This window comes from Pantoea sp. WEP (assembly GCF_041678305.1).
Classification (GTDB): Bacteria; Pseudomonadota; Gammaproteobacteria; order Enterobacterales; family Enterobacteriaceae; genus Pantoea; species Pantoea dispersa.
Genome location: NZ_JBGNXB010000001.1, coordinates 2923438 through 2948420, shown reverse-complemented (window position 1 = coordinate 2948420; position 24983 = coordinate 2923438). Strand labels below are relative to the sequence as shown.

Genomic DNA, 24983 nt, shown 5'->3' with positions numbered 1-24983 from the left:
CCGGCCGATCAGCTTCAGACACTTCTTCTGCAACCTGCACAATCGCGGCAGCCGTTGAAGGGATTATGTGAAAGATTAATTAAAACAGGGGTTTGTATTTTTCGCGCTGTCAGGCTGTTGACAGCCTCTTCGTGCTGGCCCTAAATTGAGCGGTCGCTCTAATTTTGAGCCTGGTCCTGCCGCTGATGGTGAAAACAATGTTACTGAGAGCCTCCTCCCGTTTCTGGCGTTATTTGATGAAGAACCTTCTGACGTATGCTGCCATTCTGCTTGCCGGCGGGTTAGCCACCGCGAATATGGCCAGTGCTGCCGTCACCCATGTCGCTATCTATCGCGGCGGTGCCGGCTGTCCGGGCTGCTCCGAAATGGTCCGTAAATCGCTGGAACAGAGCGGTCTGCCGCTGGACATCGCGTATGTCGGAGAGCAGGAAAAAATAAAGGTCACGGAGGATAATCTCGCCACTTTTGATGTGTACATCCAGCCCGGAGGCGGACAGGACATCCCCGGCGCCTTTGCTGCGCTGGGCGACGAAGGGGCTGAGGCCATACGCAAATTTGTCCGCAATGGAAAAAGCTTTCTCGGATTGTGCATGGGCGCGTATCTGGCTGATGAAAACTGGCTGGGGCTGATCCCCTCATCGCTGGACTCTGAAGTCATGCGCAAGGGGACCAATATACCCGACGAGGGCGATTACGTTGTCGATGTTGTCTGGCAGGGGAAAACCGAAAAATTTTATTATCAGGATGGTCCTTACCTGAATGCCGAAGACGCGCACGGCTTTGTCGCTCTGGCGCGCTATGCCAACGGTGATATCGCGCTGGCGAAATATACTTATGGTAAAGGCACGGTGCTCCTGAGCGGACCGCATCCGGAAGCGGATGAAAGCTGGATGGCGCCGGAGAAAAACAATCCGGCCTACACCTCAGCCGGCAGCAAGATGGCCAGACTGATTAATGATTTAAAGCCCGGGAGGTAAGCGGCTATGTGGAAAAATCCCTGCTAGCGACAAAGTTTCTGCAAGGCGGCCATTATCTCAAGAAAAAAATGTGTCCGCTTATCCGCAGAGTAGTTAAGAATAAGCGCGCTTGAGTAACCGTCAATCAGGGCGTGAAGATTACGCGCCACCTCGTCTTTACCTGCTTCGCTGAGGTGGCCAAATGCCTGGCCGGATAAGCCCTGACGGATGATCGCTGTCCACGTCTGCGTGCTGGAGAGCAGCAGCTGCTCATATTGCGTATCCCTTGCCGCCAGCGGCCACAACTCGAGGTAGATCAACCAGTGAGAAGCCGGCCCGTCTGGCAGGAGATAATCCACCAGCGCACGAAAAAAGACGTCATGCTGTGAATCATCCCTCTTTTCACTCTCTACAGAGAAAGCGGCAACGTCCTCATCCAGCATGAAAGCAATCGAGTCCAGCCTCAGCGCATCCCAGTTTTTGAAATAGTGGTAGATATGGCTGCGGGATATGCCCAGCGTATTGGTCAGATCGCGGGTTGAAACATTGTTGAAGCCGCGCTCCCGAAACAGCTGCAGCGCCGCGAGAATGATATTTTTCTTAACCGTTTCTTTTTTCACGTTCTACCTTAAAAGACACCGTTTTCCTGAACGTTAATTCAGCAACCTGTCGCCGGACCTGCCTTTCTGCGTTACGCCTTAGCGTGTTTCTCATTAACCAGCCAGCGTACCTTAGCAGAAAATTTTCCCCCTGTCGGGGGCGGGATTTCAGCAGGCCAGCCAGGGGTTGAGCGCAGCGCGAGCGCGCGGCTGCGGCGCAAACCTGCGCTGTGCAGTCAGGGCGGTGCGGAATTTTAATCAGTCGCCATCCGGTAAAAATCGTGACCGGCCTCACACTTTCTCGTTTCTGACTATACTCAAACCTCCTTTTTATCCCGTCATTGACCAGGTCTTGAATCACCCATGGACGATAGCAAGCAAAATCCTTCGCAGTCTCAATCAGATGATGGCGGCAGCCTGACGTTTACTGTTCAGCAGCGCCTGTTTTTTGTGGTGTTAGTCGCCACGATGGGCGCGCTGGCGTTTGGCTACGACACCGGCATTATTTCCGGCGCGCTGCCCTACATGACGCTGCCCGCCGCGCAGGGCGGTCTCGATCTCACGCCATTTACCGAAGGGCTGGTGACCTCTGCGCTCACCTTTGGCTCCGCGCTCGGCGCGTTCATCAGCGGTTATGTCTCGGACCGCTTTGGTCGCCGTATCACGTTACGCAGCCTTGCCCTGTTGTTCATTGCCGGGGCGTTAGGCACCACGGTTGCGCCGAATCTGGAAACCATGGTGGTGATGCGCTTTATTCTGGGTTTCGCGGTGGGCGGCGGATCGTCAACGGTTCCGGTCTTTATCGCTGAAATTGCCGGGCCTAAGCGCCGGGCACCTCTGGTCAGCCGCAACGAACTGATGATTGTGTCAGGGCAACTGCTGGCTTATGTCGTCAGCGCCGCCATGAGTTTGTTACTGCACGATCCGGGCATGTGGCGCTATATGCTGTCGCTGGCGATGATCCCCGGCATTCTGCTGTTTATTGGCACCTTTTTTGTCCCGGCCTCACCGCACTGGATGGTGGCGGAAGGGCGCTTTAATGAGGCGCTGCGTATCCTGCGCAAACTGCGGGAAAATCCGCGCGAGATTAAAAAAGAGATGGCAGAGATGCGGCAGAATGCCCGCGAAGCCCGTCAGGGGCCACCCGCGCGCGAACTGTTAAAAGAGAAATGGATTGTGCGTCTGCTGCTGCTGGGCTGCGGCATGGGCATCGTCGCGCAGTTTACCGGCGTCAACGCCTTCATGTATTACACGCCAGTCATTCTGAAAAGTACCGGGCTCGGCACCAGCGCTTCGATTGCGGCTACCATCGGCAACGGGGTGGTATCGGTACTGGCCACCTTTGCCGGTATTAAAGCCATCAGTCATTTCGGCCGGCGCCCGATGCTGATGACCGGGCTGTCGGTGGTGATTGCGATGCAACTGGCGCTGGGCGCGGTGCTGGTTTTCATGCCACAAAGCCTGACGCAAAGCCTGCTGGCGCTGGCGTGTATTCTGGTGTTTCTGTTCTTTATGCAGATGTGCATTTCCCCGGTTTACTGGCTGCTGATGTCGGAGTTGTTTCCGATGAAAGTTCGCGGGGTATTAACCGGTTCAGCGGTAGCATTTCAGTGGATATGCAACGCCGTGGTGGCGCTGGCGTTTCCGCCTTTGCTGTCGCTGGTGGGTAATAAGGCGTTCTTTATCTTTGCCGCAATCAATGTGGCTTCCCTGGTGTTTATTGCCGTGATGTTACCGGAAACCCGGGGGAAATCACTGGAAGAAATTGAATCCCACATGCGCGAGCATTTTGGTGAACCTGTGGATCAAGCCGCGTCATCAGGCTGAATCGTCGTCATGCTGCGGCAGGTTGCGCCAGCGCCTGCCGACAGAAACCTTTGTCGCGGCACCCGCCGCGGCATTTTTCATGCTCACTAAAATAAATCCTGTTACAGGCTTCATTTCAGAACTTGCCTGCACCGGTTCGCTCAATAGGGTCTACAGTGTGACGTGAGGTTCTCATCAACGTGAAATGGAGGAAGTAAATTTGTCTATTCAACACGACGGGAAAGGGCACGTCATTATTGGCGAAGCGGCACTAAGCCTGGCTTTGGGCAAAAAGAAGATCAGCGTTAATACGCTTATCGACGAGCTCAGACACATGAAACGCGCTGGCGGCAGCGACACACGCCTGTCCGCGATTTCAGAGGCGATCGGCTGGCTCAGAAGCTTTGATGAGCCTGAGCAGGCCGCGATCCATGTGCCGTACCTGCAGACGCTTGCAGGCCTGAACGACGAGAAGAACTGACGCCATAAGACGTAGTCCGGCTCTGGCCGGAAGACGACAACGTAGATGACCTCATCGGACGCGCGTTAGCGTGTACCGGCCGGAGAAAACTGTCAGGGATGACGTCTTCACCACCATCAAACCTCGTATTAACGATTTTCGGCAACGCGGCATGTGGCAACGGATGCGGGCTTTAGCGACGGATGTGCAACGCGCTGAAGGTGAGCGGATGAATCAAACGATCAGCGACCAAACAGCATCGCCAGCAGGGAACGTGCCTGTTCCGCTTCGACGTCATCGTCCGTGTCATTGATGTGCCCGATAAGCTTGAGGCAGATCGCGGTGCGCGTCAGCCGACGTTCCTGACGCAAAATTTCAACGGTGATGCGTCCCAGTAGCGCAATCTGGCGGGGATCGGTGACCTGACTGAAGTAACCGGCTAGTCCGGTATTGTGACAAGGCGGCAGCCCGTTGTTTCTCATTTGTCCACCTGCAGCACACGATCATCTTGTAGGGCGCAAAGTAACCGATACGATATCGTCTGTACAGCAACAATCCGCATACCGTGTTAGGTAATCAGCGGGTTTTCCAAACCGATACCGTTTTTCCTGCCGCTGAACCCACCCATTACGCCGGTTATTTCAGCACGTAAGCCCCTGAGATTAAGGTGTTAGCATTTTTTGCACAAGAACGTAGCTAATAAAGAAACAGTATTGCTGTACAAGTTTTATTTCTTTGTATAAGTTTACGCACAGAGAGAAGCGACGGTATTTTAACCATCTGAGGGGATCATCATGCGTCAGAATGTTGCAAAATTTCCAGATAGCGCCAGTGAGATTGCCCGCTATTTCAGCAGAGCGACAGCACCTACTCAGCAGGAAACGCTGGGGCAGATTGTCGTTGAGATCCTGCGCGCAGGAAAAAACCTCAACCGTAAGGCGATCTGCACCAAACTGCTGAGACGCCTTGAGGTCGCGGCAAATTATGAAGAAGAGCGTCATTACCAGACGCTGATTGGCATGCTGTTTGAACGCTGATACGTAAAGGGATAATCGGTGGTACCTGCAGCATGCGCTTTATGATCCGGGAAGGGTCAGCCACTTGTCCGAAAGGGCACAGTCCCGCAGGGGGTGGGCATGCAGAGAAGTCAAATTGAACGTTTAACCGAAATCGTTCTGGGCGAGGCGGTGGTCAGGCTGCTTGATAATAATGAACGAATCAATGTGGCGACCGTTTCAGCCCGGCTCCGGTCAATGGCCGCAGAGGAATTTAATCCCGACCGTCTGGAGGCGATCAGGATCGCCATCAGGGAACTGCAGATGCAGTCAGCAGCCCGGGAAATTCGTGAAAAGCCGATGGCTGCTCTGGGCGGGATGTCACAACCCAGGGCTGGTAAAAAGCATTAATGACAGGGACGATACGATCTCGTGATTAACCGGAGTGTGGCAGGACGCCCGGCATAACACGGCCATCTCAGGATGGCCGATTTTTTTGGCGACCACCGGGCTGTCAGCAGCGCCCGGTTTACGGATAACTACACATGCAAACCAATGAACACTCATTCAGCGCTGAAGCGGCCCTTATTCACCATTTTCGCAGCGGCGGTGAGCGCTATGCGGCCGAAGCCGCGGCACTGGATGCCGTGATTCGCGACATCGTCATCCATGGCCAAAAAGTGACGAGCAAAACCATCATCCTGTATCTCATCTCAGAGCTTGAGATGACCACCGATATTGTCAAACTGGATGTACTGCGCAACGTGCTTGAAATCGTGGTCGGCAGAACGCCGGATGATGAAGGGTTCTGAAAAGGTTAGTAAGCCGGAGCAGTAGATTAAGCTTAGTGCATCTGCTTCACAAGCATACTGATGGCGTTTAAACAGGCCTGCCGCAATTCATCTTCGCTTGCCGTTTCGCCAAGATGATGCAGTGCATGGGTAATGTCCTGAAGTGTCAGGTGCTGGTCCGGCTTAAGAAGGCGCGCCACAACCGTTCCAATAACGGCGTAGATATCTTCGGCGGTAGTGTCATCGCTCAAATGACCTCCATCCGTTGGTGGATAAGCATACAGTATAGCAGAAACCACAGCGTCAGGCGCGGCAGATTGTCAGGCAGCGATCAGTGCAGCTTGCCGGAAAAAGAAAAATGCCCGGCAGTGAACGCCTCTTTCTTCACCGCGCTCATCTCCATTTCCCGTCTGACGTCCTCAATGACACGCAGCACAGCACGAATGCGGTCACTGTCTGTTTCGCGGTCAAGCATTGCCTGCAGCCTGTCGTTAAGGGCCGCCCAGCTTATGGCGACGTTATCATCGAGTAACGCCGTTACGGCTTCTCCGATGATGATATCCGCCATTTTATCGTCAAAATTGTTTTTCATCAGTCTGTCCGGCTGCGGTTAGGGCAATGAGCTTACCACAGGAATCTCACCCGGACACATTGAGCACATCAAACTCCGCTAAAAGATGCCGGACGCGGGTTATCGGCGCAATGATCAGCATATTAAGTTGCCGGCGTTGCAAAGAGGATGACATTTGCGTTCGCGCCGGCCATCACGGTGCTACTTTCTGACGGGTGCCGCGGCTTCAGCACGCCCGCTGACTTCTGAAGCCGCCTGATCCAGACGATAAAGTAAGGTGTCGCCGCGTTCGCAGTAACGCGCCGGCCAGATCATCGCCCCGTTACCGTCCTCCACGTACTTCACACCCAGTGCCTCCACCACAGCCCATGGCTGCGCCAGCGCACTGCGGTACCGAAGTAACTCGCGCGCCATGGAAACCGCCTCCGGTTCGTTCTCCTCCGGATGGCTGGATATAAACTGCAGTCGGGCATCGCTCAGCATTGTCTTCTCCTGTGAGCCTGACGTTTTATCTCTTCAGAGGTTCTGCGTCGTCAGGCTTAACCGCTTTCAGATCGCCTCGCGGCTCTCAGGCCATGCCACGGCGCCGCCCTCAGGCGTAAACAGGCTGCCCTGGAAATCGATGATCCCGGCCGCCTCCAGCCACATCCACTCCTCGGGACGCTCAATGCCGGCCGCAATGACGTTGATTTCCAGCGCCGAACAACAGCGGATGACCGCCTGCATTACCGCCTGCTTCGGGCCGCTACGGTGAATATCACGAACAATATTCGCGCCGATACGTACCCGGTCAGGCTGGACGTGCGCCAGTAAAGAGAGACCGGCGGAGCCGTCGCCGAAGTTATCAATGGAAAGGCTGATGCCAGCCTCTTTCAGCTGTCTGACCGCCGTGGAAAAGTCTTCGAGCCGGGAGATAACTTCCGTTTCGCTCACGCCAAGAATGATTTGCTGCGGCACCAGCTCCGCCTGCGCGATGGCGCTGACCAGCTGACTTACCGCATCGGGAAGATAAACCAGCGTCATCGGCAGGATACTGATATACAGCGTCATGCCATCGGGACAGGCCTGGCCGGCTTTATGCAGTGCGTCTGTCACCACGTTGAGGTCATGAGTGTAACGCTCATGTTCCCCGAGTCCGGCGGGTTGCGCGTGCGGAATCGCCTCAATGGCCGTCACTTCACGGCCAAGGGGATCAACCACAGGGCGGAAAGTGACGCCACTGGCTGGCGCGGGAGATTGCCCTTCTGTGGGGATGAACTCCCAGCAATCAGCTGGCGGCACTTCAAAGTAGTTCTCTTTTTCACGCGCTTCGACAAAGGTTCTGAGGAACTGTAGCCCGCGATCGTCATAGGTCAGCTGATATTTCGACGTGCCGCGATCAAGAACCGCCTGCAGCACACTGCCGCTGTGGTGAGTACGCAAATCGAACAGCTCCATGCCGGCATTACCGAAACGCCGCGAAGGGGAGTAGTCGCGCATCAGCTCGACCACATTGTGATGACGCCGGTCGGCACAGATGCGCGCGTAGATTGCCAGAACGCCGTGCTCTGGTCCTTCCAGGATTTGAAAAAAGTGCGTGCCGTTAAACAGCAGGATGCCGGTAACATGATGCTCAGCATTGAGCAGACTCGCTTTTGCCACCATCTCCGGCAGGATATTGACGGGAACATCTTCAGAGATGTGGCTGCGGTAAATTATTGTTGTAAGCATTATACGCTCCAGATTGTCGCGATTGTCCTCTGACACCTTAGCAGCATGGGTTAAATTGTGAAACGTCCGGGCTGAGTGCTGCCTGGCGGCTGACTGAGTCCGGCAAAAGGGTTGAGCGGGATTCAAAGGTCGGAAAAGGTGCTGACAGCCTGGCGGCCGCGCTGGAAAGGCAAGCGGCGCGTAAAGCGCCGCTTCGGATAAGCCTGCCAGTGAGCGATAGTGGCCCGTCAGCAGGTCTTTAGCTGTTGTACTGCTGCTTATCGCTACTCGCGGGTTTTACCCTCTTCGATAAACTCTTCGTCGATCTCTTCGACGTTTTCCCGGTTATCGCGGCCGGAGAGCAGATTCCAGCAGGCGATGAACAGGGCAGCGATCAAGGGACCAATCACGAAGCCGTTGATGCCGTACACTTCCATGCCGCCCAGCGTGGCAATCAGGATCAGGTAATCCGGCATTTTGGTATCTTTGCCGACCAGCAGCGGACGCAGGATGTTGTCCACCAGCCCGACCACGATGACGAAGAAGCCCACCAGGAACAGGCCTTTCCACAGCGCACCGGTGGCGAAGAAGAAGATGGCCGCTGGCACCCAGACGATAGCCGAGCCGACTGCCGGAATCAGCGACAGGAACGCCATCAGCGCGCCCCACAGCAGGCTGCCGTCGATGTCGGTGATCCAGAAGGCAAAGCCACCAAGCACCCCCTGAACCACGGCCACCACCACGGTGCCTTTGACCGTCGCGCGCGATACGGCGGCAAATTTCATCAGCAGATGGTGCTTAACATAGGTGGAGAGCGGCAGCGCTTCGAGAATCAGCCCGACCAGCCAGGCGCCGTCTTTCAACAGGAAAAAAAGCAGATAAAGCATCACGCCAAAGCCCACGGTAAAAGTGAAGGTCCCTTTACCGATCAGGAATACGCTGCCCGCCATGTATTGTCCGCCCTTCAGCGCAAAGCCGGAGAGTTTTTGCTGAATCTGTGCGGCATTGTTCAGATCGTGATCCGCCAGCCAAGTTTGTGCCCACTCCGGCAGATGCTGCAGCAGCGAGGCAAACACCGTCGGGAACTGCGCGGAATTGGTTTGCAGCTTGGTGTACACCGTATTGATCTCGACCACCAGCGACGAGGTGATGATCGCCAGCGGCGTGAACACGATCAGGCAGATAATCAGTAAGGTCACGAAAGAGGCCAGCCCGTTGCGGTCGCCCATTTTGCGCCGCAGCAGTGACTTCAGTGGCGCAAAGATCACCGCCAGAATCGCCGCCCACAAAATGGCGGAGAAATAGGGCGCCAGCACATCAAAAAAGGCGATCGTGACAATCGCCAGAATCACTATAAAGAAACCGATATTTAACCCTTTAACACGCATGCAAAAGCCTCGCAGATAAACGTAGCGAATGAACTATAGAACGGCTTTTGCGGAATGTAATGTTTTTAGCGCGCAAGGCAAGGCGTGCAGGATGAAAAGCTGTCCCGAACTGTCCGCCCTATGTCCGCTCACAGGCTGGCGCGCCAGGGCGGCGGCGGCGATGATAGTCCTGAACCCTGACAGGAGAGTGCCATGCTGGAATTACGTCCTAACTGTGAATGCTGCGATAAAGATCTGCCGCCGGCCTCGCCTGATGCGCGCATCTGCTCGTTTGAGTGCACGTTTTGCGTTGACTGCGCGGAAGGCGTGCTGGCGCAGCGTTGCCCGAATTGTGCGGGTGAACTGGTGCGGCGGCCGATACGTCCGGCGCAGGCGCTGCTGCGCCATCCGGCTGCAACACAGCGATATCCTGTTTCTGCGCCACCCCGCTAAATTCGCCAGCGCAATTGGATTAACAGCCGGCGCATAATTATTGTGCGCCCGCTTGCTGGTTATTTAACCTTACGCTTCAGCGCAGTGAAAAATTAGCGTTATATTAATCACGCACATCGATTAATTGCCAGAACAGCAATAGGGCTCTCGTTATCAATGAAATGTGTCGGCCAGCTATTTTGCCGGTCGGCTTAAATGGCGGCATAACTAAAAAATGGCATGGATTAATTTTTTTCTTTTAAATTCAATTTTTTGTGATTTTGTGTCGATGTTTTATACGGGCTGACTATATTTCCTGGCGACAGCTGGTCAGAGCACGGACCTTATTTCCTTTCACGTTATGTACCTTTGGTGGTTATTTTCGCTGCCATGAACATTTTTACGGTTTTTTCTGAAAATAGAAGTTTTCTGAAAGTATTTTGCCCTGATGAATGTTATTCTTTCCGGGCAATGCTAGTGATGTGGCGTTGTGTGCTTCAGTTTTACCCTCTTTTTAGCAGGGTTTCCCCGCTTTATGCTTTTTATGGAAATAGCATTGTCCGCCCGATCCCCACGATCGGGTTTTCTTTATTTCCGCTGAATTAACTGCTTATTTCCCTGCCAGCCTTATCGTGCCACGCCACCATAAAGTCTCCACAATCGTTAAGAAAGCGCTAACCTGGCGTAATGTATTGTAAGTCATCGATTTTTAAGAGTTTTGGAAATGCTGTTTTAGCTTTGTTTAGGTAATAGTAAGCCTCAACGGCGCGCAGACTGCCGTTATCCCTGGAGGTAACACCATGAAAAAAACAACACTTACGATTATTGCGTCATTTATTGCATGCAGCACATTGTTTTCCAGCGTCTCCTGGGCCGACGGTCCCGGTGACCCTCGCTGGGACCCGCACGGCGGCGACCGCCATCAGGAGCGCGGCCCGGGTCCCGATCATCATGACCGTCGTGACTTTGGCCACGATCGCGGACCGGGCCCGGATCGTCACGATCATTATGCTGACCACCGTATGCCGGAGGGACATCGTGGCGGCGATCGCTTTGCCTGGCGCGGTCATGATTTTCGCCGTGGTTATCCGGCACCGCCGGAGTTTCGCGGTCCACACTATCGCGTCGATGACTGGCGGGCACGCGGTCTGTATGAGCCGCCGCGCGGCGAGCACTGGGCCTTTATCGACGGAAATTATGTGTTAGTGGCGGCCGCGACCGGGATTATCACCGCCATTTTGCTGAATAACGCATTTAACTAATCCTGCCGCACGGATGGCGACGGCCATCCGTGTTTCTCTCCGCTTTCACCGCTCACCAGGTTATTCTCTGGACAACCCGTTTTTCCTTTCAACGCGTTAAGGAGTCATGATGACCATGGTAAAAATGGTGGCGGTGGATATGGACGGCACCTTTCTCGACGATAAAAAACAGTACAACCGGGCACGTTTTCAGGCCTGCTATCAGGAGATGACGCGGCGCGGCATCAAATTTGTGGTCGCCAGCGGTAATCAGTATTACCAGCTCAAATCCTTCTTTCCCGACATCGCCAGTGAGATCGCCTTTGTCGCCGAAAATGGCGCGTGGATCCTCGACAGGGATGAGGAGCTGTTCTGCGGCGCGTTCTCGCGCGAGGACGTTAATGCCGTGCTCGATACCCTGCAGCGCGGTAACTATCCCAACCTGAAATACATCCTCTGCGGCCGCAACAGCGCTTATCACTTCAACACCATGGATGAGCAGTGGCTGGTCAAAATGCGTCACTACTGCCATCGCCTCAAGGCGATCGATAGCCTCGCTGACGTGGGCGATGACCGGCTGTTCAAGTTTGCGCTGAATCTGTCCGATGATTATGTCGATATTCTGATGGCTGATATTGAGCGTTTGCATCAGGGCGCGGCGGCGGCGACCTCCAGCGGGCACGGCTCGGTGGATTTGATTGTGCCCGGCTTGCACAAAGCCAACGGTTTGCGCCTGCTGCAGCAGCGCTGGGACATCAGCAGCGATGAGGTGCTGGCGTTTGGCGACGGCGGTAACGATCTGGAGATGCTGGTGCAGTCGCGCTTCAGCTTTGCCATGCAGAATGCGCCGCAGCGGGTCAAAGACGCTGCGCGCTACGGCGCACCGTCCAATAACCAGGAAGGCGTGCTGCAGGTGATTGAGCAGATGCTGGCGGGGGAAGGGCCGTTTGCTGGCTGAATAAGCAACGGGCAGCCTGCGCTGCCCGAAAGGCTCAGACGACGCGCCACGCGGCGGTAATCATCTCCGTGAGCGTGGCGGGATCATAATTGACCCAGCCGTTTTTGCTGTTGGCGCGCGCCACAATCCAGTCGACCTCTTCCGCAGCCAGCGTCGGTCCTTCCAGCCAGAACGGCACGATAGCCTGCTGCTGCAGCCAGGCTTTCAGCGCCAGCGCCGGCGGTGCCGTTTCATCGGGCAGCAGGCGTTCAGCCAGCGCCGCCATCAGCCGCTGCTGTTCGGGGTGCGCGCTCTCCGCCAGTACATCCAGGAACGGGAACAGCAGACGACCGCAGACTTCGCCGTGATGGAACGGTTTAATCGCCCCCAGCTCGCCGGCAATACCGTGGATCACCCCTAAACCGGCGCTGCTCAGGCTGATGCCGCCGAGCCATGATGCCATCATCATCGCTTCACGTGCCGCATCGCCGCGGCTGTCGTCCTGATTGAGGTACGGCCACGCCTGCATGAACAGTTGCAGCCCGTTGAGCGCGTTTTGCTGACTGAACAGGTTGCCCTTGCGTGACAGATAAGCCTCGAACAGGTGGGTAAAGGCATCGATGGCGCAGGTGGCCAGCACGCGATCCGGCGCCCCTTTGAGCAGATCGGGATCGAGAATCGCCACCTGCGGCACAAACACCGGATGGCGCAGCGAGGCCTTCACCTTAATGTGCTGCTGATCGGTTACCACCGCATTCTGCGTGACTTCGCTGCCGGTGCCGGCGGTGGTAGGTATGGCGATCAGCGGCAGCGTGACCGCCTGTACCGGCGTATCGCCCACTTTCTCGAGGTAGCGCGCGATATTCAGCGGATGCTGCATCATGGCGCCAAAGGCTTTGGCCGCATCCAGCACGCTGCCGCCGCCGATGGCGACAACGCGATCGACGTGGCCACGCCAGCGCGTCACCCAGCCATCGATCTCGTCTGGCGAGGCTTCATGGCTGACAATTTCATAGCCCAGAATGTGATCGTTCAGCGTCGCGCCCAGACGCGCCCACGCCGGACTGTTGAGAAATGAGCGGCCGCAGAACAGCAGCGTGGGCTGCGGATTCGCCGCCAGCAGCGGGACCAGGCGGTCGATGCTGCCACGGCCAAACAGGGTTTGTTGATTACTGTACAGCTCAATCAGATTCTCACTCACCTGCATATCCTTATCGGTTGGCATAAAACAGCTAGTGTAACCAAAAGCCACGCCGCTGCCGGGGCAAACATTCTGATAACCCTCCGACAAAAAGTTGATCACCTTCGCAAAACAGAAATTCACCCGCTGCACCAGGTGCTTTCCCGGCAATGTTACCCTTAACATGATACCGGTAACAGGATGTCGCATTCTGAAACATCTGGCACTGACAACCCCTTTGTCCCATTGCAACAAACCGCTGCCGGTAAGACGCCGAGCGCAAAAGTGGAGAAAAATTATGCCATTACTCTATGTGGCAATTGGCGTGGCGTTACTGCTGCTGCTGATGATTCGCTTCAAACTTAACGGCTTCATCGCGCTGATTCTGGTGGCACTGGCGGTGGGCATGATGCAGGGCATGCCGGTCAATAAAGTGATTGGATCGATCAAAACCGGCGTCGGCGGTACCCTGGGCAGCCTGGCGCTGATCATGGGCTTTGGCGCGATGCTGGGGAAACTGCTGGCCGACTGCGGCGGTGCGCAGCGTATCGCCACCACGCTGATCGAAAAATTCGGCCAAAAGCACATTCAGTGGGCGCTGGTGCTGACCGGCTTCACTGTGGGCTTCGCGCTGTTTTATGAAGTCGGGTTCGTGCTGATGCTGCCGCTGGTGTTCAGCATTGCCGCGTCGGCGCGCGTGCCGCTGCTGTATGTCGGCGTGCCGATGGCGGCCGCCTTATCCGTCACGCACGGCTTTCTGCCGCCGCATCCGGGCCCGACCGCGATCGCCACGTTATTTAACGCCGACATGGGTAAAACCCTGCTGTACGGTACGCTGCTGGGTATTCCGACGGTGATTCTGGCCGGGCCGGTGTATGCGCGTTTTCTGAAAGGCATTGATAAGCCGATTCCGGAAGGGCTGTGGAACCCGAAAACTTTCAGCGAAGCGGAGATGCCAGGCTTTGGCGTTAGCGTGTGGACGGCGCTGGTGCCAGTGATCCTGATGGCGCTGCGTGCCGTGGCAGAAATGCTGCTGCCGAAAGGCCATGTACTGCTGCCGTATGCGGAATTTTTTGGCGATCCGATCATGGCGACGCTGATTGCGGTGCTGATTGCCATCTTTACCTTTGGCCTTAACCGTGGCCGCAGCATGGATGAGGTGATGGGCACCATCACTGACTCGATCAAAATCATCGCCATGATGCTGTTGATCATCGGCGGCGGTGGCGCCTTCAAACAGGTGCTGGTGGACAGTGGCGTGGACAAATACATCGCCGGCATGATGCATGAAACCAACGTCTCGCCAATCTTTATGGCGTGGTCAATTGCGGCGGTGCTGCGTATTGCGCTGGGATCTGCCACCGTCGCGGCGATTACCGCCGGCGGCATTGTGGCACCGCTGATTGCCACCAGCGGCGCCAGCCCGGAGCTGATGGTCATTGCCGTCGGTTCCGGCAGTGTCATCTTCTCGCACGTTAACGATCCGGGCTTCTGGCTGTTTAAGGAGTACTTCAACCTGACCATCGGTGAAACTATTCGCTCGTGGTCGGCGCTGGAAACCATCATCTCGGTGTGCGGTCTGCTGGGCTGTTTGCTGCTGTCCGCTGCGCTGTAACCGGCTGAGGCACCGCGCCTCAGCCCCGGCGGCTTACTGCGCTAAGGCGCGGAAGGCCGCCAGTTCCTCCTCCGGCATGCCAGCCTGGCGTGCCGCTGCGCAAATCTGCTGCCAGCTATTGCTGTCCAGCGGAATGCCCTCGCGTTCACGTGCTGCCCGATTGCGCGTTTCCCATTCGCCCGGCACCAGAATCTCCGCCTCACCACTTTGCGGTGAACGCCTGACCCACGCGAGAAACTCTTCAGCTTCCTGCTGCATCGCCGGTGCGTCAAACGCGTCAGGGTTCAGGATAATGGTGGTCATGCCGTTGAAGATGGCGTCAGTGCCGGAAAGCAGCGTGGCGTCATGCGTAGTGCGACCGCCGGATAGCGCGCCGCCAAGGATTTCGCACATCGTCGCCAGCGCATAGCCTTTGTGCAGGCCGAAGGCGGTCAGCGCGCCATACGGCGACTGATGCATCACGCCCGGATCGGTGGTCGGCTGGCCCTGCGCATCAAGCAAATAGCCCGGCGCGACCGGCTGACCTTTGTTATACGCCACCCGCGTTTTACCATAGGCGATGCCGCTGGTGGCAAAGTCCAGCAGCAGCGGTTCGCCGTCGCGACGCGGAAACACCGCGCAGAGCGGATTGGTGCCGAAGCGGCGATCGCTGCCGTTAAACGGCGCCACCATCGGATCGCCCATCACATTAACGAAGTGAAAGGAGACAAAGCCCGCTGCGGCACACTGCTCCGCCCAGTGACCGATACGGCCAATGTGATGCGAATGATGCAGGCCGACCGCCGCGAGTCCAAACCTGTTCGCCCGCTCAATGCCGTGCTGCATGGCCTCGTACGCGGCCACCTGACCAAAGCCTTTCTGGCCATTAAGGGTGAGGACCGCGCCAGCGTCTTTTTCGATGCTGACGTGCTGATTGAGCTGGAGAAAGCCCTGCGTCAGCGAGGCCATATAGCTCGGTATCATACCGACGCCGTGGGAGTCATGGCCCGCGAGGTTAGCAGCAACAAGATGGTCAGCCACCAGGCGCGCTTCTTCGGCACAGCTACCGGCATGCAGCCAGATAGCCTGAACAAACTGATGTAAGCGGGAAGGGGAAACACGATGCAGTTCAGTCACGCGGTTAATCTCCTTATGGGGGGAGAGAGCATCCTGCGCTGAAATGGATAATAACCGCAAGTAAGGGCTGATAAAGGGCCACAACACGTGGCCCAACAAACTCAGTGCGGCTGTTCGAAGCCGGCTTTAACCATCTGTTCACGCAGTGCGCGTGCAATTTCACGGTTCCCACCCGTGATTGGATAAATAACGTTGTTGACGACATCGTCAAGATAATGCTCATCAAACTCTTGCAGGGTGAGCTGCGTACCGCCTTCGTCATTAATCGCAATGCTGCCACGAATGTGACTGCCATGATCCTTTGCCTTGAGGCTGTAACGACCCATGCTGGTATTAATCGTGCTCATATCATCTCCTTGTTACGTAGACATAGCGAACAATTGAGGCCTGCTACAGGCGCTGTAATTTTAGACAATCAGCGCGCTACGCGTGCGGCGGGATGGCAACGTAAGCGTTAAGCTGCGACCGGGCTCGCAGAAAAAAAGAGCAGGCAACAGTCTCTGAGGCAAGTGACTGGGATCGCGCTCGCAGCGCCCAGCGAAGCCGGAATAATCATCTATACTGAATGCACGATGCGTTATTTTTCATCCTGAAGGAGCGAACTATGAAAATAATACTGTGGATTATTGCCATTATCTTTATTGTCGGGTTACTGACGATTACTGGCGTGTTTAAACTGATTTTCTGACGCGTTCAGGCACCCGCCGGGTGCCTGAAAACATTATTCAACGTGACGGGCGGCAGAAGCCGGGTGCAGGGATGACAGCGGGATCACATCGCGCAGGCTGATCGGCTTGCCGCACGCGGCGCAACAGGCGCCGTGATGATCGGGATCGTCGACCTTTTCCTTGCCGGGTACTGTATAAAAAAATTTGGCGCAACCGCAGCGGCTGCAACGAATTGTCATCTCAGTTCCTCCTCTCTCCGTCCTGGAGTGATGAGATTTATCTCAATCATCGGGTGAGTTCAATTGATAAATTTTATTAATTTATTCATGAAATCAATTTGTGTGGATAAGTTGCTGAATATTAAGTAATCACCCTAAGTAATCATCAACTGAACAGTGCATTTTCTGCACCTTTTACCCTCTGCGTTTTGTTTATTTGCCGTTTCGACTCCGTTCGCGCAGTGAGGTAAAATTAACCAGCTGATTGCCTGCAGAGCCGGGTGCAACTGGCGCCATTGTGGCGCGCGCTGCACGCGCTCGTGGCATCAGCCATTAACCCACGGCAGCACGGTGCGGCGCGATGTGGCGCTACGCAGTGACTGCCGGATACAGGATGATTTAACAGGAAGCATTGTTGTGAACTGGCGTATTTCTGCAGCCTATTGCGGCTGTATTTTGACTTCATCGGTCTCTTTTTCGACACCAGCGGCAACCACAGGCGAAGCGATTAAATCGGGCTGGAATACCTTCTCCGATAACGTGGCGCAAACCTGGACACAACCGCAAAATTACGATCTTTACGTCCCGGCTATCACCTGGCACAACCGCTTTACTTACGATGATGAACACATCAAAAAGTACAACGAGCGGCCGTGGGGCGCGGGCGGTGGCGTTTCGCGCTGGGATGAAAAGGGCAACTGGCACGGCCTGTATGCCATGGCGTTCAAAGACTCGTTTAACAAGTGGGAGCCCATCGCCGGCTACGGCTGGGAAGCGACCTGGCGACCGCTGAACGATCAGAATTTCCATCTGGGCGCCGGTTACACCGCGGGTGTGACGGCCAGAGATAACTGGCGATATATCCCGGTTCCGCTGGTATTGCCGCTGGCTTCGATAGGGTATGGCCCGGCAACCTTCCAAATGACTTACATTCCAGGCACTTATAACAACGGCAACGTCTATTTTGCCTGGTTAAGATTTCAGTTTTAATCTCTGAAGATGCGCAGAAAGTGTGAAGGGCATGAAAAAAATCAATATTTATCACTTTTTCATCAATTCGCGCTGGACAAATGTCACTGCAATTGCTGTACTAGATGCCGACACAGTTTAGTGTCCATTTTTCATGTAAAGGTAATATAGATGTCCAAGATCAAAGGTAACGTTAAGTGGTTTAATGAGTCCAAAGGATTCGGTTTCATTACTCCAGAAGATGGCAGCAAAGATGTATTCGTACACTTCTCTGCTATCCAGAGCAACGGCTTCAAAACTCTGGCTGAAGGTCAGCGTGTAGAGTTTGAAATCACCGACGGCGCTAAAGGCCCATCTGCTGCTAACGTTACCGCTCTGTAAGTTAACAGTCAGAATTTTAAAAACCCGCCTGATGGCGGGTTTTTTTTGTGCTTTTTTCAGCCCTGCCACCAGCTAATGGCCCAGGCGACAATCACCAGCGTACTGAGCGACAGCGCCAGCCATTCATTTAAACAGTGCGGTACCAGATTCTTCATGTGCCATGCCTCGCAACTTCATTTATGCCAGCATGGCAAAGCAAGATTAAGCCAGCCTTAAGCCAGCGTGACAAGGCACATTCTGCGGCGTCGCTCACAGATAATTCCCGTAACATACTCATAACAAAGCTTACTTGCAGATTTTTTAGCGGCAACGCTATATAACAGCAGTCAGGGAACGGAGGAGGCAGGATGAACATACGTGAAGCACAGGCCAAAGACAGCTTTGCCCTGAGTGCACTGTTAACCGAGCTGGGTTATCGCGGCACGGAAAAATTTATCAGCGATCGGCTGGCGCAATTGTGCGCCCATCCCGACGAGACGCTGCTGGTGGCGGAACACGGTAACCAGGTGCTGGGATTTCTTTCGCTGCACTTCATTCCGCAGCTGGCATTAGCGGGCGATTTCGCGCGCATCAGCTATTTCTGTATCGCCGAGGGCGAGCGCAGTAAAGGCAGCGGCCAGCAACTGCTGAACCACGCCGAGCAACTGGCGCGCGCCCGCGGCTGCGACCGCATGGAAGTGCATTGTCACGCCTCGCGACTGAAAGCCAACCAGTTTTATGCGCGTGAAGGCTACGTTGAGTCGCCACGCTATCACATCAAAGATCTGGGCTGATATTGAGCTCGCGTCCGCAGGCAATCACTAACGCATCGGCGATGCTGTCGAGCTGATCGGCCGGCAGCCGCGCAATGCTGACGCGAATGAACTGTCCGCTGTTGATGCTGCAGCGTTCGCCTGGCAGCACGGTGATGCCCCGGGCGGCGAGGGTGATCATGGCATACTGCTCTGACGCCACCGGCAGCATCACGCTCAGGCCGTCGCGATCTTCCTGTACCAGCCCGCGCCGCGCCAGTGCGGCCAGCAACTGCTGACGGCGCGCGGCATACGTGCCTTTGGCCTGCTGTATGCGCTGCTGGGTGGGCGCATCGCTTAGCATCCAGGCCACCGCATCCTGCAAAATACGGCTGGTCCAGCTGACCCCGAAGTTACGCCACGACTGCAGCCGTTTCACCAGTTCTGCCGTGCCGGATACCACCGCCAGCCGCAGATCCGGGCCGTAGGCTTTGGAAAAGGAGTGCACGTGCAACGTACGCTGCGGATAGTGGCGGCCGAGACTCCATACCGGCCAGCGCGACAAATCGCCGATGCCATCATCCTCGACAATCAGGGTGGCACTCTGCGCCAGCACCTGCGCCAGCGCTTCGCTGCGCTGCTGGCTGACGCTGTAGCCGGTCGCCGAGTGGGTGCGTGGCTGATAAATGAACATCGCTGGCGCTTTCTGTAAGTGTGTCGCCAGCACCGCGGGCAGCGGTCCCTGCTCATCACCGGGCAGCGGCAGGATCTCGGCACCGATGTTGTCGAGCATATCCAGCAGACGCGTCGCGGTCGGATCTTCAATCACTACCCGATCGCCGGGTGACAGCAGCGTCTGCACTATCAGGTTCATGGCATCAAAGCCGCCATCGGTCGCCAGCCACGCCTCCGCCGGACAGGGCCAGCGCGGCGCAATGGCCGCCTGCAGCTGTGGCGAAATCGCCTCACGCTGATAGCTATTCAGCTGCGGTGACGCCAGCCCGGCCAGCATCGCCGGGCGCAGATCCGGCAGTAGGGCCGGATCGGGTGCTGCCATCGCCAGCGCGGCTTTGACGTTTTCACCATAGTTGCCAATTTTCTCAAAGCGGACCGGTCGCGGCATCACACTGTTGCCGCACACCCAGATTCCGCTTCGCCCTTTACCCGCCAGCACTTTCTGCTTTTTCAGCTGCGCCCAGGCCGCGGATACCGTGGCCGGACTCACGCCCAGCCGTTCCGCCAAATCGCGCACCGCCGGCATCTGCATGCCTACGGCAATCTGTCCGTCGCGAATCAATGTTGACGCGGCGAGGGTAATGCCTTTTACCGAGGCGTCGTTAATCTGCTGGCTGAGCCACTCTGCATCCACAATTTGCGTCATAAGAAAAAGCTTTGTTCAGTAACAAAGAAATGATTGTTCAGATTAGTATTCGCGTTTTAGACTCAAATTCAAGCACAATTTGCAGAAAAAATGCACAGCGCCAGCGTGGCGGCTGAACAAATGGAGAAGCACAACGATGATCACTATCAGACTGGCGGTGCGCGACTGGGATTACTTCACGCCGCTGGCGCTGGGCGATATTCAGCCACAGGGCTTCAGGCTGGTCATTGACCGCGTAGGCACGCTGGTGGATAACCTGGCCAGCAGTGAACACTACGAAGGCGGTGAGGTGTCGTTCAGCCGCTATGCGCAGGCACGGGCGCGCGGCGACAGCTCACTGCTCGGCCTGCCGCACTTTCTGATGCGTGGCTTTCGCCAGCGCTGCATCATCACCACCACCGCCAGCCCGCTCACCACGCCAGCCCAGCTGAAAGGCAAAAGAATCGGCGTTACCGGCTGGCAGGACTCCGGCAATACCTGGACGCGCACCGTGCTGCGCGAAGCGGGCGTCGATATCAACGACGCCTTCTGGTTTGCCGGACGCCTGACTGCTGATCATCCGATTGTTGACCGGCTGGCGGGATTTGGTCGCCCGGGCCGTATCGAACCGGCGCCGGACGAGCGTCCGCTGATTGAACTGTTGAAAGCCGGCGAGCTGGATGCGGTGTTCACGCCGTTTATGCCTGAGGGTTTTTTCCTGAAAGATTCCGGTCTGCGCCAGCTGCAGGCGGATTTCGTCAGTGCCGAGCGCGACTACTTCAACCGCGTCGGCTATGTGCCCGGTATTCATCTGCTGGCGCTGAAGCCGGCGCTGGCGGCGGCGCATCCGTGGCTGCCGCAGGCGCTGAGCGAGGTGATCGATCGCGCGTATCAGCTGTGGATGCGCAAACGCGAGAAGTACGCGGATACCACGCCGTGGCTGCTGGATGATTTGCGACGCACCGCGCAGGAATTGCCTGCCGACTGGAATCAAAACGGATTTACCGCTAACAAAAGGATGATTGCCGACTTCGCCCGTGAGCTGTTTCAGCAGGGCTTAACCACAACGTTGCTCTCGCCGGAGGAGATTTTCCCGGCGGCGGCCAGAGGGGAGTGAAGATGAAAGTAGCCATGGGGCAGTTCGCCGTTAGCCGCGAATGGCAGGAGAACACCGCCATTTGTCGTGGTCTGATGCAGGATGCGCTGGCGGCGGGCGCCGATCTGCTGGTGCTGCCGGAAGGCGTGCTGGCGCGCGATATCGCCGATCCCGATCTGGTGTTAAAGGCCGCACAGCCGCTGGACGGGCCGTTTGTCAGTCAGCTGCTGGAAACCAGCAAAGGTAACGCGCTGACCACCATGATGAGCGTGCACGTGCCGACGCAGGATAACAAAGCGCACAACGTACTGATTGCCCTGCGTAATGGCGAAATCATTGCGCAGTACGTCAAGCTGCATCTGTACGATGCCTTCGCCATGCAGGAGTCGCAGCGGGTTAATCCGGGTGATGCCGTGCCGCCACTGGTTGAGGTGGCCGGTATGAAAGTTGGGCTGATGACCTGCTATGACGTGCGTTTTCCCGAACTGGCGCGCCGGCTGGTGCTGGACGGTGCCGACGTGCTGGTGCTGCCTTCCGCCTGGGTAAAAGGACCGTTAAAGGAGATGCACTGGGAACTGCTGACCAGTGCGCGCGCGCTGGAAAACACCTGCTACATGGTGGCGGTAGGCGAGTGCGGGCCGCGCAACATTGGTAACAGTCTGGTGATCGATCCGCTTGGCGTGGTGATTGCTAAGGCACCAGAGTGCGCTGCACTGGTGTTTGCCGAACTGGATCCGGCCCGCATCACCTACGCCCGCAGCGTGCTGCCGGTACTGGAAAATCGCCGCTTTGCCCGTCCGGAATTGCAATCACTTTGACCTGCCTGGGAGAAACTGACTGATGAAAATGCTTTTAACCGCCATCGCGCTGGCGTCCGGCCTGACGGCGAGCGTCGCCCAGGCTGCGGACGCCATTCCGACGCAAAAAATGGATCAGGCGCTGCACGATAGACTGCCGGCGCAGATCAAGCAGGCTGGCAAAATGATCTCGGTAAATAACGGCTCCTTTCCGCCGTATGAGATCGTTAACGGGCCGCACTCAATGGATGGCGCCTCGGCCGATCTTACCGTGGCGCTCGGCCAACTGCTGGGCGTGAAAATTGAACACGCGACGGTGAGCGGTCTGTCCGGCGTACTGGCCGGTATTAATTCCGGACGCTATCAGATGGCCATCGGGCCGATAGGTGATTATCCGGATCGCCAGCAAAAAGTGGACTTCATCGACTACGTGCAGGAGTTCGTGGTGTTTGGCGTGCAGAAGGGCAATCCGGCGCACATCAACGGTCTGGCAGATACCTGCGGTAAGCGCATTGCGGTGATGGCGGCCGGTTCGGCGGAGCAGGTGATCCGCAAACAGTCAGCCGCCTGTGAGGCTGCGGGCAAACCTGCAGTCGTGGTGCAGTCCTTTACCGATCAGCCTTCGTCGATACTGGCGGTGCGCTCGAAGCGTTCGGATGCCTTCTTCTCCTCGCAGGCGCCGCTGACCTATTTCATTGAGCAGGCGCAGGGGCAGCTTGAACTGTCTGGTCAGGGGCAGAAAAACGGCTTTGGCGATATCTTTCAGGGCACGGTCGTTCCCAAAGGCTCGCCGCTGGGCGAGGTGGTGCTGGATGCCTACAAAGAACTGTTTGCCAACGGCACCTACGCGGCCATCATGAAAAAGTGGAAGCTGGACGGCAACATGCTGCCGCAGCCGGGACGTAACCTTGCGCAGGAGACGGCAAAATGAGTGCCGTCGGCCCCAACGCGCGCCCCACGGATCAGGGGGACGTGCCGCAGCGCGACGTCGCTTTTGCCCGTAGCGCGCCCGCGTATGGACGCTGGGTTAGCTGGATCGTGGTCCTGACGCTGGCAGCGAATGGTCTGTGGCTGGTGGCGACCAATCCCAATTTTGAGTGGCACGTGGTGCTGCAGTGGTTTACCGAAGGCTCGGTGCTGAAAGGGCTGCAGGTGACGCTCGGGTTGACGGTGGTGTCGATGGTGCTGGGCACCCTGCTGGGGCTGCTGCTGGCGGTCTGGCGGCTGTCAGAGAATAAACTGCTGAGCGGCGTGTCAGCGCTCTACATCTGGTTCTTTCGCGGTACGCCGCTGCTGGTGCAGCTGATATTCTGGTACAACCTGTCGACGCTGTTTCCCACGCTATCGATCACCGTGCCGTGGACGGACATCACCTTTGCCAGCTGGAATACTAACGATCTGATCACGCCGCTGACTGCCGCCATCGCCGGTCTGGCGCTCAACGAGGCAGCCTATATGGCGGAGATTATCCGTGCCGGCCTGCTGTCGGTCGATCACGGTCAGGTTGAAACCACTCAGGCGTTTGGCATGAGCCGCAGCCGCGCGCTGCGGCGTATCATCATTCCACAGGCGATGCGCGCCATTATTCCCCCAACCGGCAACCAGCTGATTAGCATGATCAAAGCCACGTCGCTGGTGAGCGTCATCGCGATGGGCGATCTGCTCTATTCGGTGCAGGCCGTTTACAACCGTACCTTTGAAATCATTCCGATGCTGATGGTGGCGGTGATCTGGTATCTGCTGATTACCTCGATCCTCAACGTCGGCCAGTCAGCCATTGAGCGCTACTACGCGCGCGGCAGCAAACGTACCGTGGTGGTGAACAAACGACGCGCCAGCAGTGACACGGCGCTGGCTGCGGCCCCGCGTTTAAAGGAGGACGTATGAGCGAGATTCAGCCGCTGGTGCGTGCGCGTAATGTGCAAAAGAGCTTCGGTGATAACGCGGTGCTGAAAGGCATCGATCTCGATGTGTTTCCGGGCGAAGTGGTGGTGATTCTCGGGCCTTCGGGCTCAGGCAAGTCGACCTTTCTGCGCTGCATTAATCATCTGGAAGAGATGAATGCCGGCTCGATTATGGTGGGCGACGAGCAGATTGGTTACGCGCTAAAGCGCGGTCTGCTGCATCGCCTGTCGGCGCGGAAAATTGCCCATCAGCGGCAGAAAATCGGCATGGTGTTTCAGCAGTTCAATCTCTATCCCCATATGACGGTACTGCAAAACATCATGGAAGCGCCGATTGGCGTGCACAAGTTCCCACGTGATGAGGTGCTGCAACACGCGCGTGAGCTGCTGGCAACGGTCGGATTGAGCGATAAAGCCGACGCCTGGCCGCGACATTTGTCGGGGGGACAACAGCAGCGCGTGGCGATCGCCCGTGCGCTGGCGATCAAACCGCTGCTGATGCTGTTCGATGAACCGACCTCAGCGCTGGATCCGGAGCTGGTGGGGGAAGTGCTGGCTACCATGCGTACCTTAGCCAATCGCGGCCTGACCATGATTGTGGTAACGCATGAGATTGGCTTTGCGCGTGAAGCCGCCGATCGCGTGGTGTTCATGGATGGTGGCGTGGTGGTGGAACAGGGACCGCCAGAGCAGGTGATTGGCAATCCGCAGCATCCGCGTACCCAGGCGTTTCTCAGCCGCTTTATCTGACGCTGAGATCTCACTCTGTTACAGATTGCAGTTGAGCGTGGTGAATAACTGCGCGTTAATAGTGCTGTCCGTTTTTCGCGAAGGTTGAAAGGTAAAATATGGAAGGTATCAGTATTGCCAAACTGCTGATCATCGGTGCGCTTATCGTACTGCTTTTTGGCACCAACAAGTTACGTTCACTGGGTGGCGATCTGGGTTCCGCAATCAAGGGCTTTAAAAAAGCCATGAAAGATGATGAATCCACCGCAACCAAAAGCAGTGCCGAAGAAACGCCTGCTGAACGCGTCGGCCACAAAGAGTAATCTCTGCGCTGAACGTCAATAAGTGTAAATATTTATTACGTTAAAAAACCAG

31 protein-coding genes are annotated in these 24983 nt (G+C 56.4%); 19 read left to right on the top strand and 12 right to left on the bottom strand.

Annotated elements, in window-relative coordinates:
* The first annotated feature begins 296 nt into the window (after positions 1-296).
* Positions 297-977: a BPL-N domain-containing protein gene (locus tag ABVR31_RS13780; protein ID WP_245001417.1), complete on the top strand. Its 681-nt coding sequence runs from the start codon at positions 297-299 to the stop codon at positions 975-977.
* A 23-nt stretch (positions 978-1000) separates the two neighbouring features.
* On the opposite strand, the gene ABVR31_RS13775 is transcribed toward ABVR31_RS13780, so the two are convergent.
* Positions 1001-1576 carry a TetR/AcrR family transcriptional regulator gene (locus ABVR31_RS13775; RefSeq protein WP_193751834.1) on the bottom strand — a complete coding sequence of 192 codons (576 nt, stop codon included), beginning with the start codon at positions 1574-1576 and terminating at the stop codon, positions 1001-1003.
* A 342-nt stretch (positions 1577-1918) separates the two neighbouring features.
* Between ABVR31_RS13775 and ABVR31_RS13770 the strand changes: the two genes are divergently transcribed.
* Positions 1919-3382 (top strand): sugar porter family MFS transporter, encoded by a 1464-nt coding sequence (locus tag ABVR31_RS13770; protein WP_372773177.1) that lies wholly within the window; start codon positions 1919-1921, stop codon positions 3380-3382.
* A gap of 199 nt (positions 3383-3581) precedes the next feature.
* Positions 3582-3842, top strand: coding sequence for a hypothetical protein (locus tag ABVR31_RS13765; protein ID WP_031279895.1), 261 nt, complete (start codon positions 3582-3584; stop codon positions 3840-3842).
* 221 nt (positions 3843-4063) lie between these two features.
* Here ABVR31_RS13765 and ABVR31_RS13760 read toward each other — a convergent pair whose 3' ends face one another.
* Positions 4064-4303: a biofilm development regulator YmgB/AriR family protein gene (locus ABVR31_RS13760; protein ID WP_021508614.1), complete on the bottom strand. Its 240-nt coding sequence runs from the start codon at positions 4301-4303 to the stop codon at positions 4064-4066.
* A gap of 312 nt (positions 4304-4615) precedes the next feature.
* Here ABVR31_RS13760 and ycgZ point away from each other — a divergent pair, with 312 nt between their 5' ends.
* From ycgZ to ABVR31_RS13745, 3 genes are all read left to right on the top strand, one after another.
* Positions 4616-4858 carry a regulatory protein YcgZ gene (ycgZ, locus tag ABVR31_RS13755; protein ID WP_021508613.1) on the top strand — a complete coding sequence of 81 codons (243 nt, stop codon included), beginning with the start codon at positions 4616-4618 and terminating at the stop codon, positions 4856-4858.
* A 99-nt stretch (positions 4859-4957) separates the two neighbouring features.
* The gene (locus tag ABVR31_RS13750) at positions 4958-5227 is read left to right on the top strand and encodes a hypothetical protein (RefSeq protein WP_058757918.1); all 270 of its coding nucleotides are present in this window, start codon (positions 4958-4960) and stop codon (positions 5225-5227) included.
* A gap of 134 nt (positions 5228-5361) precedes the next feature.
* Entirely contained in the window at positions 5362-5628 is a 267-nt protein-coding gene (locus tag ABVR31_RS13745) for a biofilm development regulator YmgB/AriR family protein (protein ID WP_058757917.1), read from the top strand.
* Between the two features lie 32 nt (positions 5629-5660).
* Here the strand turns inward: ABVR31_RS13745 and ABVR31_RS13740 are convergent, their stop codons facing one another.
* The 5 genes from ABVR31_RS13740 to ABVR31_RS13720 all read right to left on the bottom strand — a co-directional run bounded on the left by ABVR31_RS13740 (position 5661) and on the right by ABVR31_RS13720 (position 9255).
* Positions 5661-5858 (bottom strand): hypothetical protein, encoded by a 198-nt coding sequence (locus ABVR31_RS13740; protein WP_021508610.1) that lies wholly within the window; start codon positions 5856-5858, stop codon positions 5661-5663.
* A gap of 80 nt (positions 5859-5938) precedes the next feature.
* Positions 5939-6199, bottom strand: a complete 261-nt coding sequence (locus ABVR31_RS13735) for a hypothetical protein (protein WP_021508609.1) — start codon at positions 6197-6199, stop codon at positions 5939-5941.
* Between the two features lie 180 nt (positions 6200-6379).
* Positions 6380-6661 carry a hypothetical protein gene (locus ABVR31_RS13730; protein ID WP_288443546.1) on the bottom strand — a complete coding sequence of 94 codons (282 nt, stop codon included), beginning with the start codon at positions 6659-6661 and terminating at the stop codon, positions 6380-6382.
* Positions 6662-6727: 66 nt separating this feature from the next.
* Positions 6728-7888 (bottom strand): diguanylate phosphodiesterase, encoded by a 1161-nt coding sequence (locus ABVR31_RS13725; RefSeq protein WP_141497077.1) that lies wholly within the window; start codon positions 7886-7888, stop codon positions 6728-6730.
* A 263-nt stretch (positions 7889-8151) separates the two neighbouring features.
* Positions 8152-9255 (bottom strand): AI-2E family transporter, encoded by a 1104-nt coding sequence (locus ABVR31_RS13720; RefSeq protein ID WP_058769423.1) that lies wholly within the window; start codon positions 9253-9255, stop codon positions 8152-8154.
* A gap of 192 nt (positions 9256-9447) precedes the next feature.
* Between ABVR31_RS13720 and ABVR31_RS13715 the strand changes: the two genes are divergently transcribed.
* The 3 genes from ABVR31_RS13715 (at position 9448) to ABVR31_RS13705 (ending at position 11865) form a co-directional block, all read left to right on the top strand.
* Entirely contained in the window at positions 9448-9687 is a 240-nt protein-coding gene (locus tag ABVR31_RS13715) for a DUF1272 domain-containing protein (RefSeq protein WP_010615634.1), read from the top strand.
* Positions 9688-10466: 779 nt separating this feature from the next.
* Positions 10467-10928 carry an RcnB family protein gene (locus ABVR31_RS13710; RefSeq protein WP_058775266.1) on the top strand — a complete coding sequence of 154 codons (462 nt, stop codon included), beginning with the start codon at positions 10467-10469 and terminating at the stop codon, positions 10926-10928.
* Positions 10929-11037: 109 nt separating this feature from the next.
* Positions 11038-11865, top strand: a complete 828-nt coding sequence (locus ABVR31_RS13705; protein WP_021508604.1) for a Cof-type HAD-IIB family hydrolase — start codon at positions 11038-11040, stop codon at positions 11863-11865.
* 34 nt (positions 11866-11899) lie between these two features.
* Here the strand turns inward: ABVR31_RS13705 and ABVR31_RS13700 are convergent, their stop codons facing one another.
* Complete coding sequence (locus tag ABVR31_RS13700) at positions 11900-13045, bottom strand: iron-containing alcohol dehydrogenase (RefSeq protein ID WP_348878632.1); 1146 nt, start codon at positions 13043-13045, stop codon at positions 11900-11902.
* Between the two features lie 277 nt (positions 13046-13322).
* Here ABVR31_RS13700 and gntT point away from each other — a divergent pair, with 277 nt between their 5' ends.
* Positions 13323-14639, top strand: coding sequence for a gluconate transporter (gntT, locus tag ABVR31_RS13695; protein WP_021508602.1), 1317 nt, complete (start codon positions 13323-13325; stop codon positions 14637-14639).
* Positions 14640-14672: 33 nt separating this feature from the next.
* On the opposite strand, the gene ABVR31_RS13690 is transcribed toward gntT, so the two are convergent.
* The 3 genes from ABVR31_RS13690 to ABVR31_RS13680 form a co-directional block, all read right to left on the bottom strand.
* Positions 14673-15755, bottom strand: coding sequence for a malate/lactate/ureidoglycolate dehydrogenase (locus ABVR31_RS13690; protein ID WP_372773171.1), 1083 nt, complete (start codon positions 15753-15755; stop codon positions 14673-14675).
* 101 nt (positions 15756-15856) lie between these two features.
* Positions 15857-16102 (bottom strand): hypothetical protein, encoded by a 246-nt coding sequence (locus ABVR31_RS13685; RefSeq protein ID WP_021508600.1) that lies wholly within the window; start codon positions 16100-16102, stop codon positions 15857-15859.
* A 374-nt stretch (positions 16103-16476) separates the two neighbouring features.
* Entirely contained in the window at positions 16477-16662 is a 186-nt protein-coding gene (locus ABVR31_RS13680; protein ID WP_058775268.1) for a hypothetical protein, read from the bottom strand.
* A 396-nt stretch (positions 16663-17058) separates the two neighbouring features.
* On the opposite strand from ABVR31_RS13680, the gene pagP reads away from it, so the two are divergent.
* The 3 genes from pagP (at position 17059) to ABVR31_RS13665 (ending at position 18764) form a co-directional block, all read left to right on the top strand.
* Positions 17059-17631 carry a lipid IV(A) palmitoyltransferase PagP gene (pagP, locus tag ABVR31_RS13675; protein WP_242868554.1) on the top strand — a complete coding sequence of 191 codons (573 nt, stop codon included), beginning with the start codon at positions 17059-17061 and terminating at the stop codon, positions 17629-17631.
* Positions 17632-17781: 150 nt separating this feature from the next.
* Positions 17782-17991 carry a transcription antiterminator/RNA stability regulator CspE gene (gene cspE / locus ABVR31_RS13670; protein WP_010615627.1) on the top strand — a complete coding sequence of 70 codons (210 nt, stop codon included), beginning with the start codon at positions 17782-17784 and terminating at the stop codon, positions 17989-17991.
* A gap of 347 nt (positions 17992-18338) precedes the next feature.
* Complete coding sequence (locus ABVR31_RS13665) at positions 18339-18764, top strand: GNAT family N-acetyltransferase (RefSeq protein WP_021508597.1); 426 nt, start codon at positions 18339-18341, stop codon at positions 18762-18764.
* Here the strand turns inward: ABVR31_RS13665 and ABVR31_RS13660 are convergent.
* The gene (locus ABVR31_RS13660; protein WP_125309948.1) at positions 18748-20103 is read right to left on the bottom strand and encodes an aminotransferase class I/II-fold pyridoxal phosphate-dependent enzyme; all 1356 of its coding nucleotides are present in this window, start codon (positions 20101-20103) and stop codon (positions 18748-18750) included. The two genes, ABVR31_RS13665 and ABVR31_RS13660, sit on opposite strands and share 17 nt — an antisense overlap.
* 136 nt (positions 20104-20239) lie before the next feature.
* Here ABVR31_RS13660 and ABVR31_RS13655 point away from each other — a divergent pair, with 136 nt between their 5' ends.
* The 6 genes from ABVR31_RS13655 to tatE all read left to right on the top strand — a co-directional run bounded on the left by ABVR31_RS13655 (position 20240) and on the right by tatE (position 24931).
* Positions 20240-21199, top strand: a complete 960-nt coding sequence (locus ABVR31_RS13655) for a hypothetical protein (RefSeq protein WP_058775270.1) — start codon at positions 20240-20242, stop codon at positions 21197-21199.
* Positions 21200-21201: 2 nt separating this feature from the next.
* On the top strand, positions 21202-21996 hold the full coding sequence (locus ABVR31_RS13650) for a deaminated glutathione amidase (RefSeq protein WP_372773167.1): 795 nt from the start codon (positions 21202-21204) through the stop codon (positions 21994-21996).
* Positions 21997-22018: 22 nt separating this feature from the next.
* Positions 22019-22906: an ABC transporter substrate-binding protein gene (locus ABVR31_RS13645; RefSeq protein WP_372773165.1), complete on the top strand. Its 888-nt coding sequence runs from the start codon at positions 22019-22021 to the stop codon at positions 22904-22906.
* Positions 22903-23862, top strand: a complete 960-nt coding sequence (locus ABVR31_RS13640; RefSeq protein WP_058757905.1) for an amino acid ABC transporter permease — start codon at positions 22903-22905, stop codon at positions 23860-23862. Before ABVR31_RS13645 ends, ABVR31_RS13640 begins: the two co-directional genes overlap by 4 nt.
* Complete coding sequence (locus ABVR31_RS13635) at positions 23859-24629, top strand: amino acid ABC transporter ATP-binding protein (protein ID WP_058757904.1); 771 nt, start codon at positions 23859-23861, stop codon at positions 24627-24629. Before ABVR31_RS13640 ends, ABVR31_RS13635 begins: the two co-directional genes overlap by 4 nt.
* A gap of 98 nt (positions 24630-24727) precedes the next feature.
* On the top strand, positions 24728-24931 hold the full coding sequence (gene tatE, locus ABVR31_RS13630) for a twin-arginine translocase subunit TatE (protein ID WP_010618871.1): 204 nt from the start codon (positions 24728-24730) through the stop codon (positions 24929-24931).
* Positions 24932-24983 lie beyond the last annotated feature (52 nt).

Coding starts and splice junctions, on each gene's coding strand:
- ABVR31_RS13780 (WP_245001417.1), top strand. CDS start 297: ATGGCCAGTGCTGCCGTCACCCATGTCGCTATCTATCGCGGCGGTGCC.
- ABVR31_RS13770 (WP_372773177.1), top strand. CDS start 1,919: ATGGACGATAGCAAGCAAAATCCTTCGCAGTCTCAATCAGATGATGGC.
- ABVR31_RS13760 (WP_021508614.1), bottom strand. CDS start 4,303: ATGAGAAACAACGGGCTGCCGCCTTGTCACAATACCGGACTAGCCGGT.
- ycgZ (WP_021508613.1), top strand. CDS start 4,616: ATGCGTCAGAATGTTGCAAAATTTCCAGATAGCGCCAGTGAGATTGCC.
- ABVR31_RS13750 (WP_058757918.1), top strand. CDS start 4,958: ATGCAGAGAAGTCAAATTGAACGTTTAACCGAAATCGTTCTGGGCGAG.
- ABVR31_RS13745 (WP_058757917.1), top strand. CDS start 5,362: ATGCAAACCAATGAACACTCATTCAGCGCTGAAGCGGCCCTTATTCAC.
- ABVR31_RS13735 (WP_021508609.1), bottom strand. CDS start 6,199: ATGAAAAACAATTTTGACGATAAAATGGCGGATATCATCATCGGAGAA.
- ABVR31_RS13730 (WP_288443546.1), bottom strand. CDS start 6,661: ATGCTGAGCGATGCCCGACTGCAGTTTATATCCAGCCATCCGGAGGAG.
- ABVR31_RS13725 (WP_141497077.1), bottom strand. CDS start 7,888: ATGCTTACAACAATAATTTACCGCAGCCACATCTCTGAAGATGTTCCC.
- ABVR31_RS13720 (WP_058769423.1), bottom strand. CDS start 9,255: ATGCGTGTTAAAGGGTTAAATATCGGTTTCTTTATAGTGATTCTGGCG.
- ABVR31_RS13715 (WP_010615634.1), top strand. CDS start 9,448: ATGCTGGAATTACGTCCTAACTGTGAATGCTGCGATAAAGATCTGCCG.
- ABVR31_RS13710 (WP_058775266.1), top strand. CDS start 10,467: ATGAAAAAAACAACACTTACGATTATTGCGTCATTTATTGCATGCAGC.
- ABVR31_RS13705 (WP_021508604.1), top strand. CDS start 11,038: ATGACCATGGTAAAAATGGTGGCGGTGGATATGGACGGCACCTTTCTC.
- gntT (WP_021508602.1), top strand. CDS start 13,323: ATGCCATTACTCTATGTGGCAATTGGCGTGGCGTTACTGCTGCTGCTG.
- ABVR31_RS13685 (WP_021508600.1), bottom strand. CDS start 16,102: ATGAGCACGATTAATACCAGCATGGGTCGTTACAGCCTCAAGGCAAAG.
- ABVR31_RS13680 (WP_058775268.1), bottom strand. CDS start 16,662: ATGACAATTCGTTGCAGCCGCTGCGGTTGCGCCAAATTTTTTTATACA.
- cspE (WP_010615627.1), top strand. CDS start 17,782: ATGTCCAAGATCAAAGGTAACGTTAAGTGGTTTAATGAGTCCAAAGGA.
- ABVR31_RS13665 (WP_021508597.1), top strand. CDS start 18,339: ATGAACATACGTGAAGCACAGGCCAAAGACAGCTTTGCCCTGAGTGCA.
- ABVR31_RS13660 (WP_125309948.1), bottom strand. CDS start 20,103: ATGACGCAAATTGTGGATGCAGAGTGGCTCAGCCAGCAGATTAACGAC.
- ABVR31_RS13655 (WP_058775270.1), top strand. CDS start 20,240: ATGATCACTATCAGACTGGCGGTGCGCGACTGGGATTACTTCACGCCG.
- ABVR31_RS13650 (WP_372773167.1), top strand. CDS start 21,202: ATGAAAGTAGCCATGGGGCAGTTCGCCGTTAGCCGCGAATGGCAGGAG.
- ABVR31_RS13645 (WP_372773165.1), top strand. CDS start 22,019: ATGAAAATGCTTTTAACCGCCATCGCGCTGGCGTCCGGCCTGACGGCG.
- ABVR31_RS13640 (WP_058757905.1), top strand. CDS start 22,903: ATGAGTGCCGTCGGCCCCAACGCGCGCCCCACGGATCAGGGGGACGTG.
- ABVR31_RS13635 (WP_058757904.1), top strand. CDS start 23,859: ATGAGCGAGATTCAGCCGCTGGTGCGTGCGCGTAATGTGCAAAAGAGC.
- tatE (WP_010618871.1), top strand. CDS start 24,728: ATGGAAGGTATCAGTATTGCCAAACTGCTGATCATCGGTGCGCTTATC.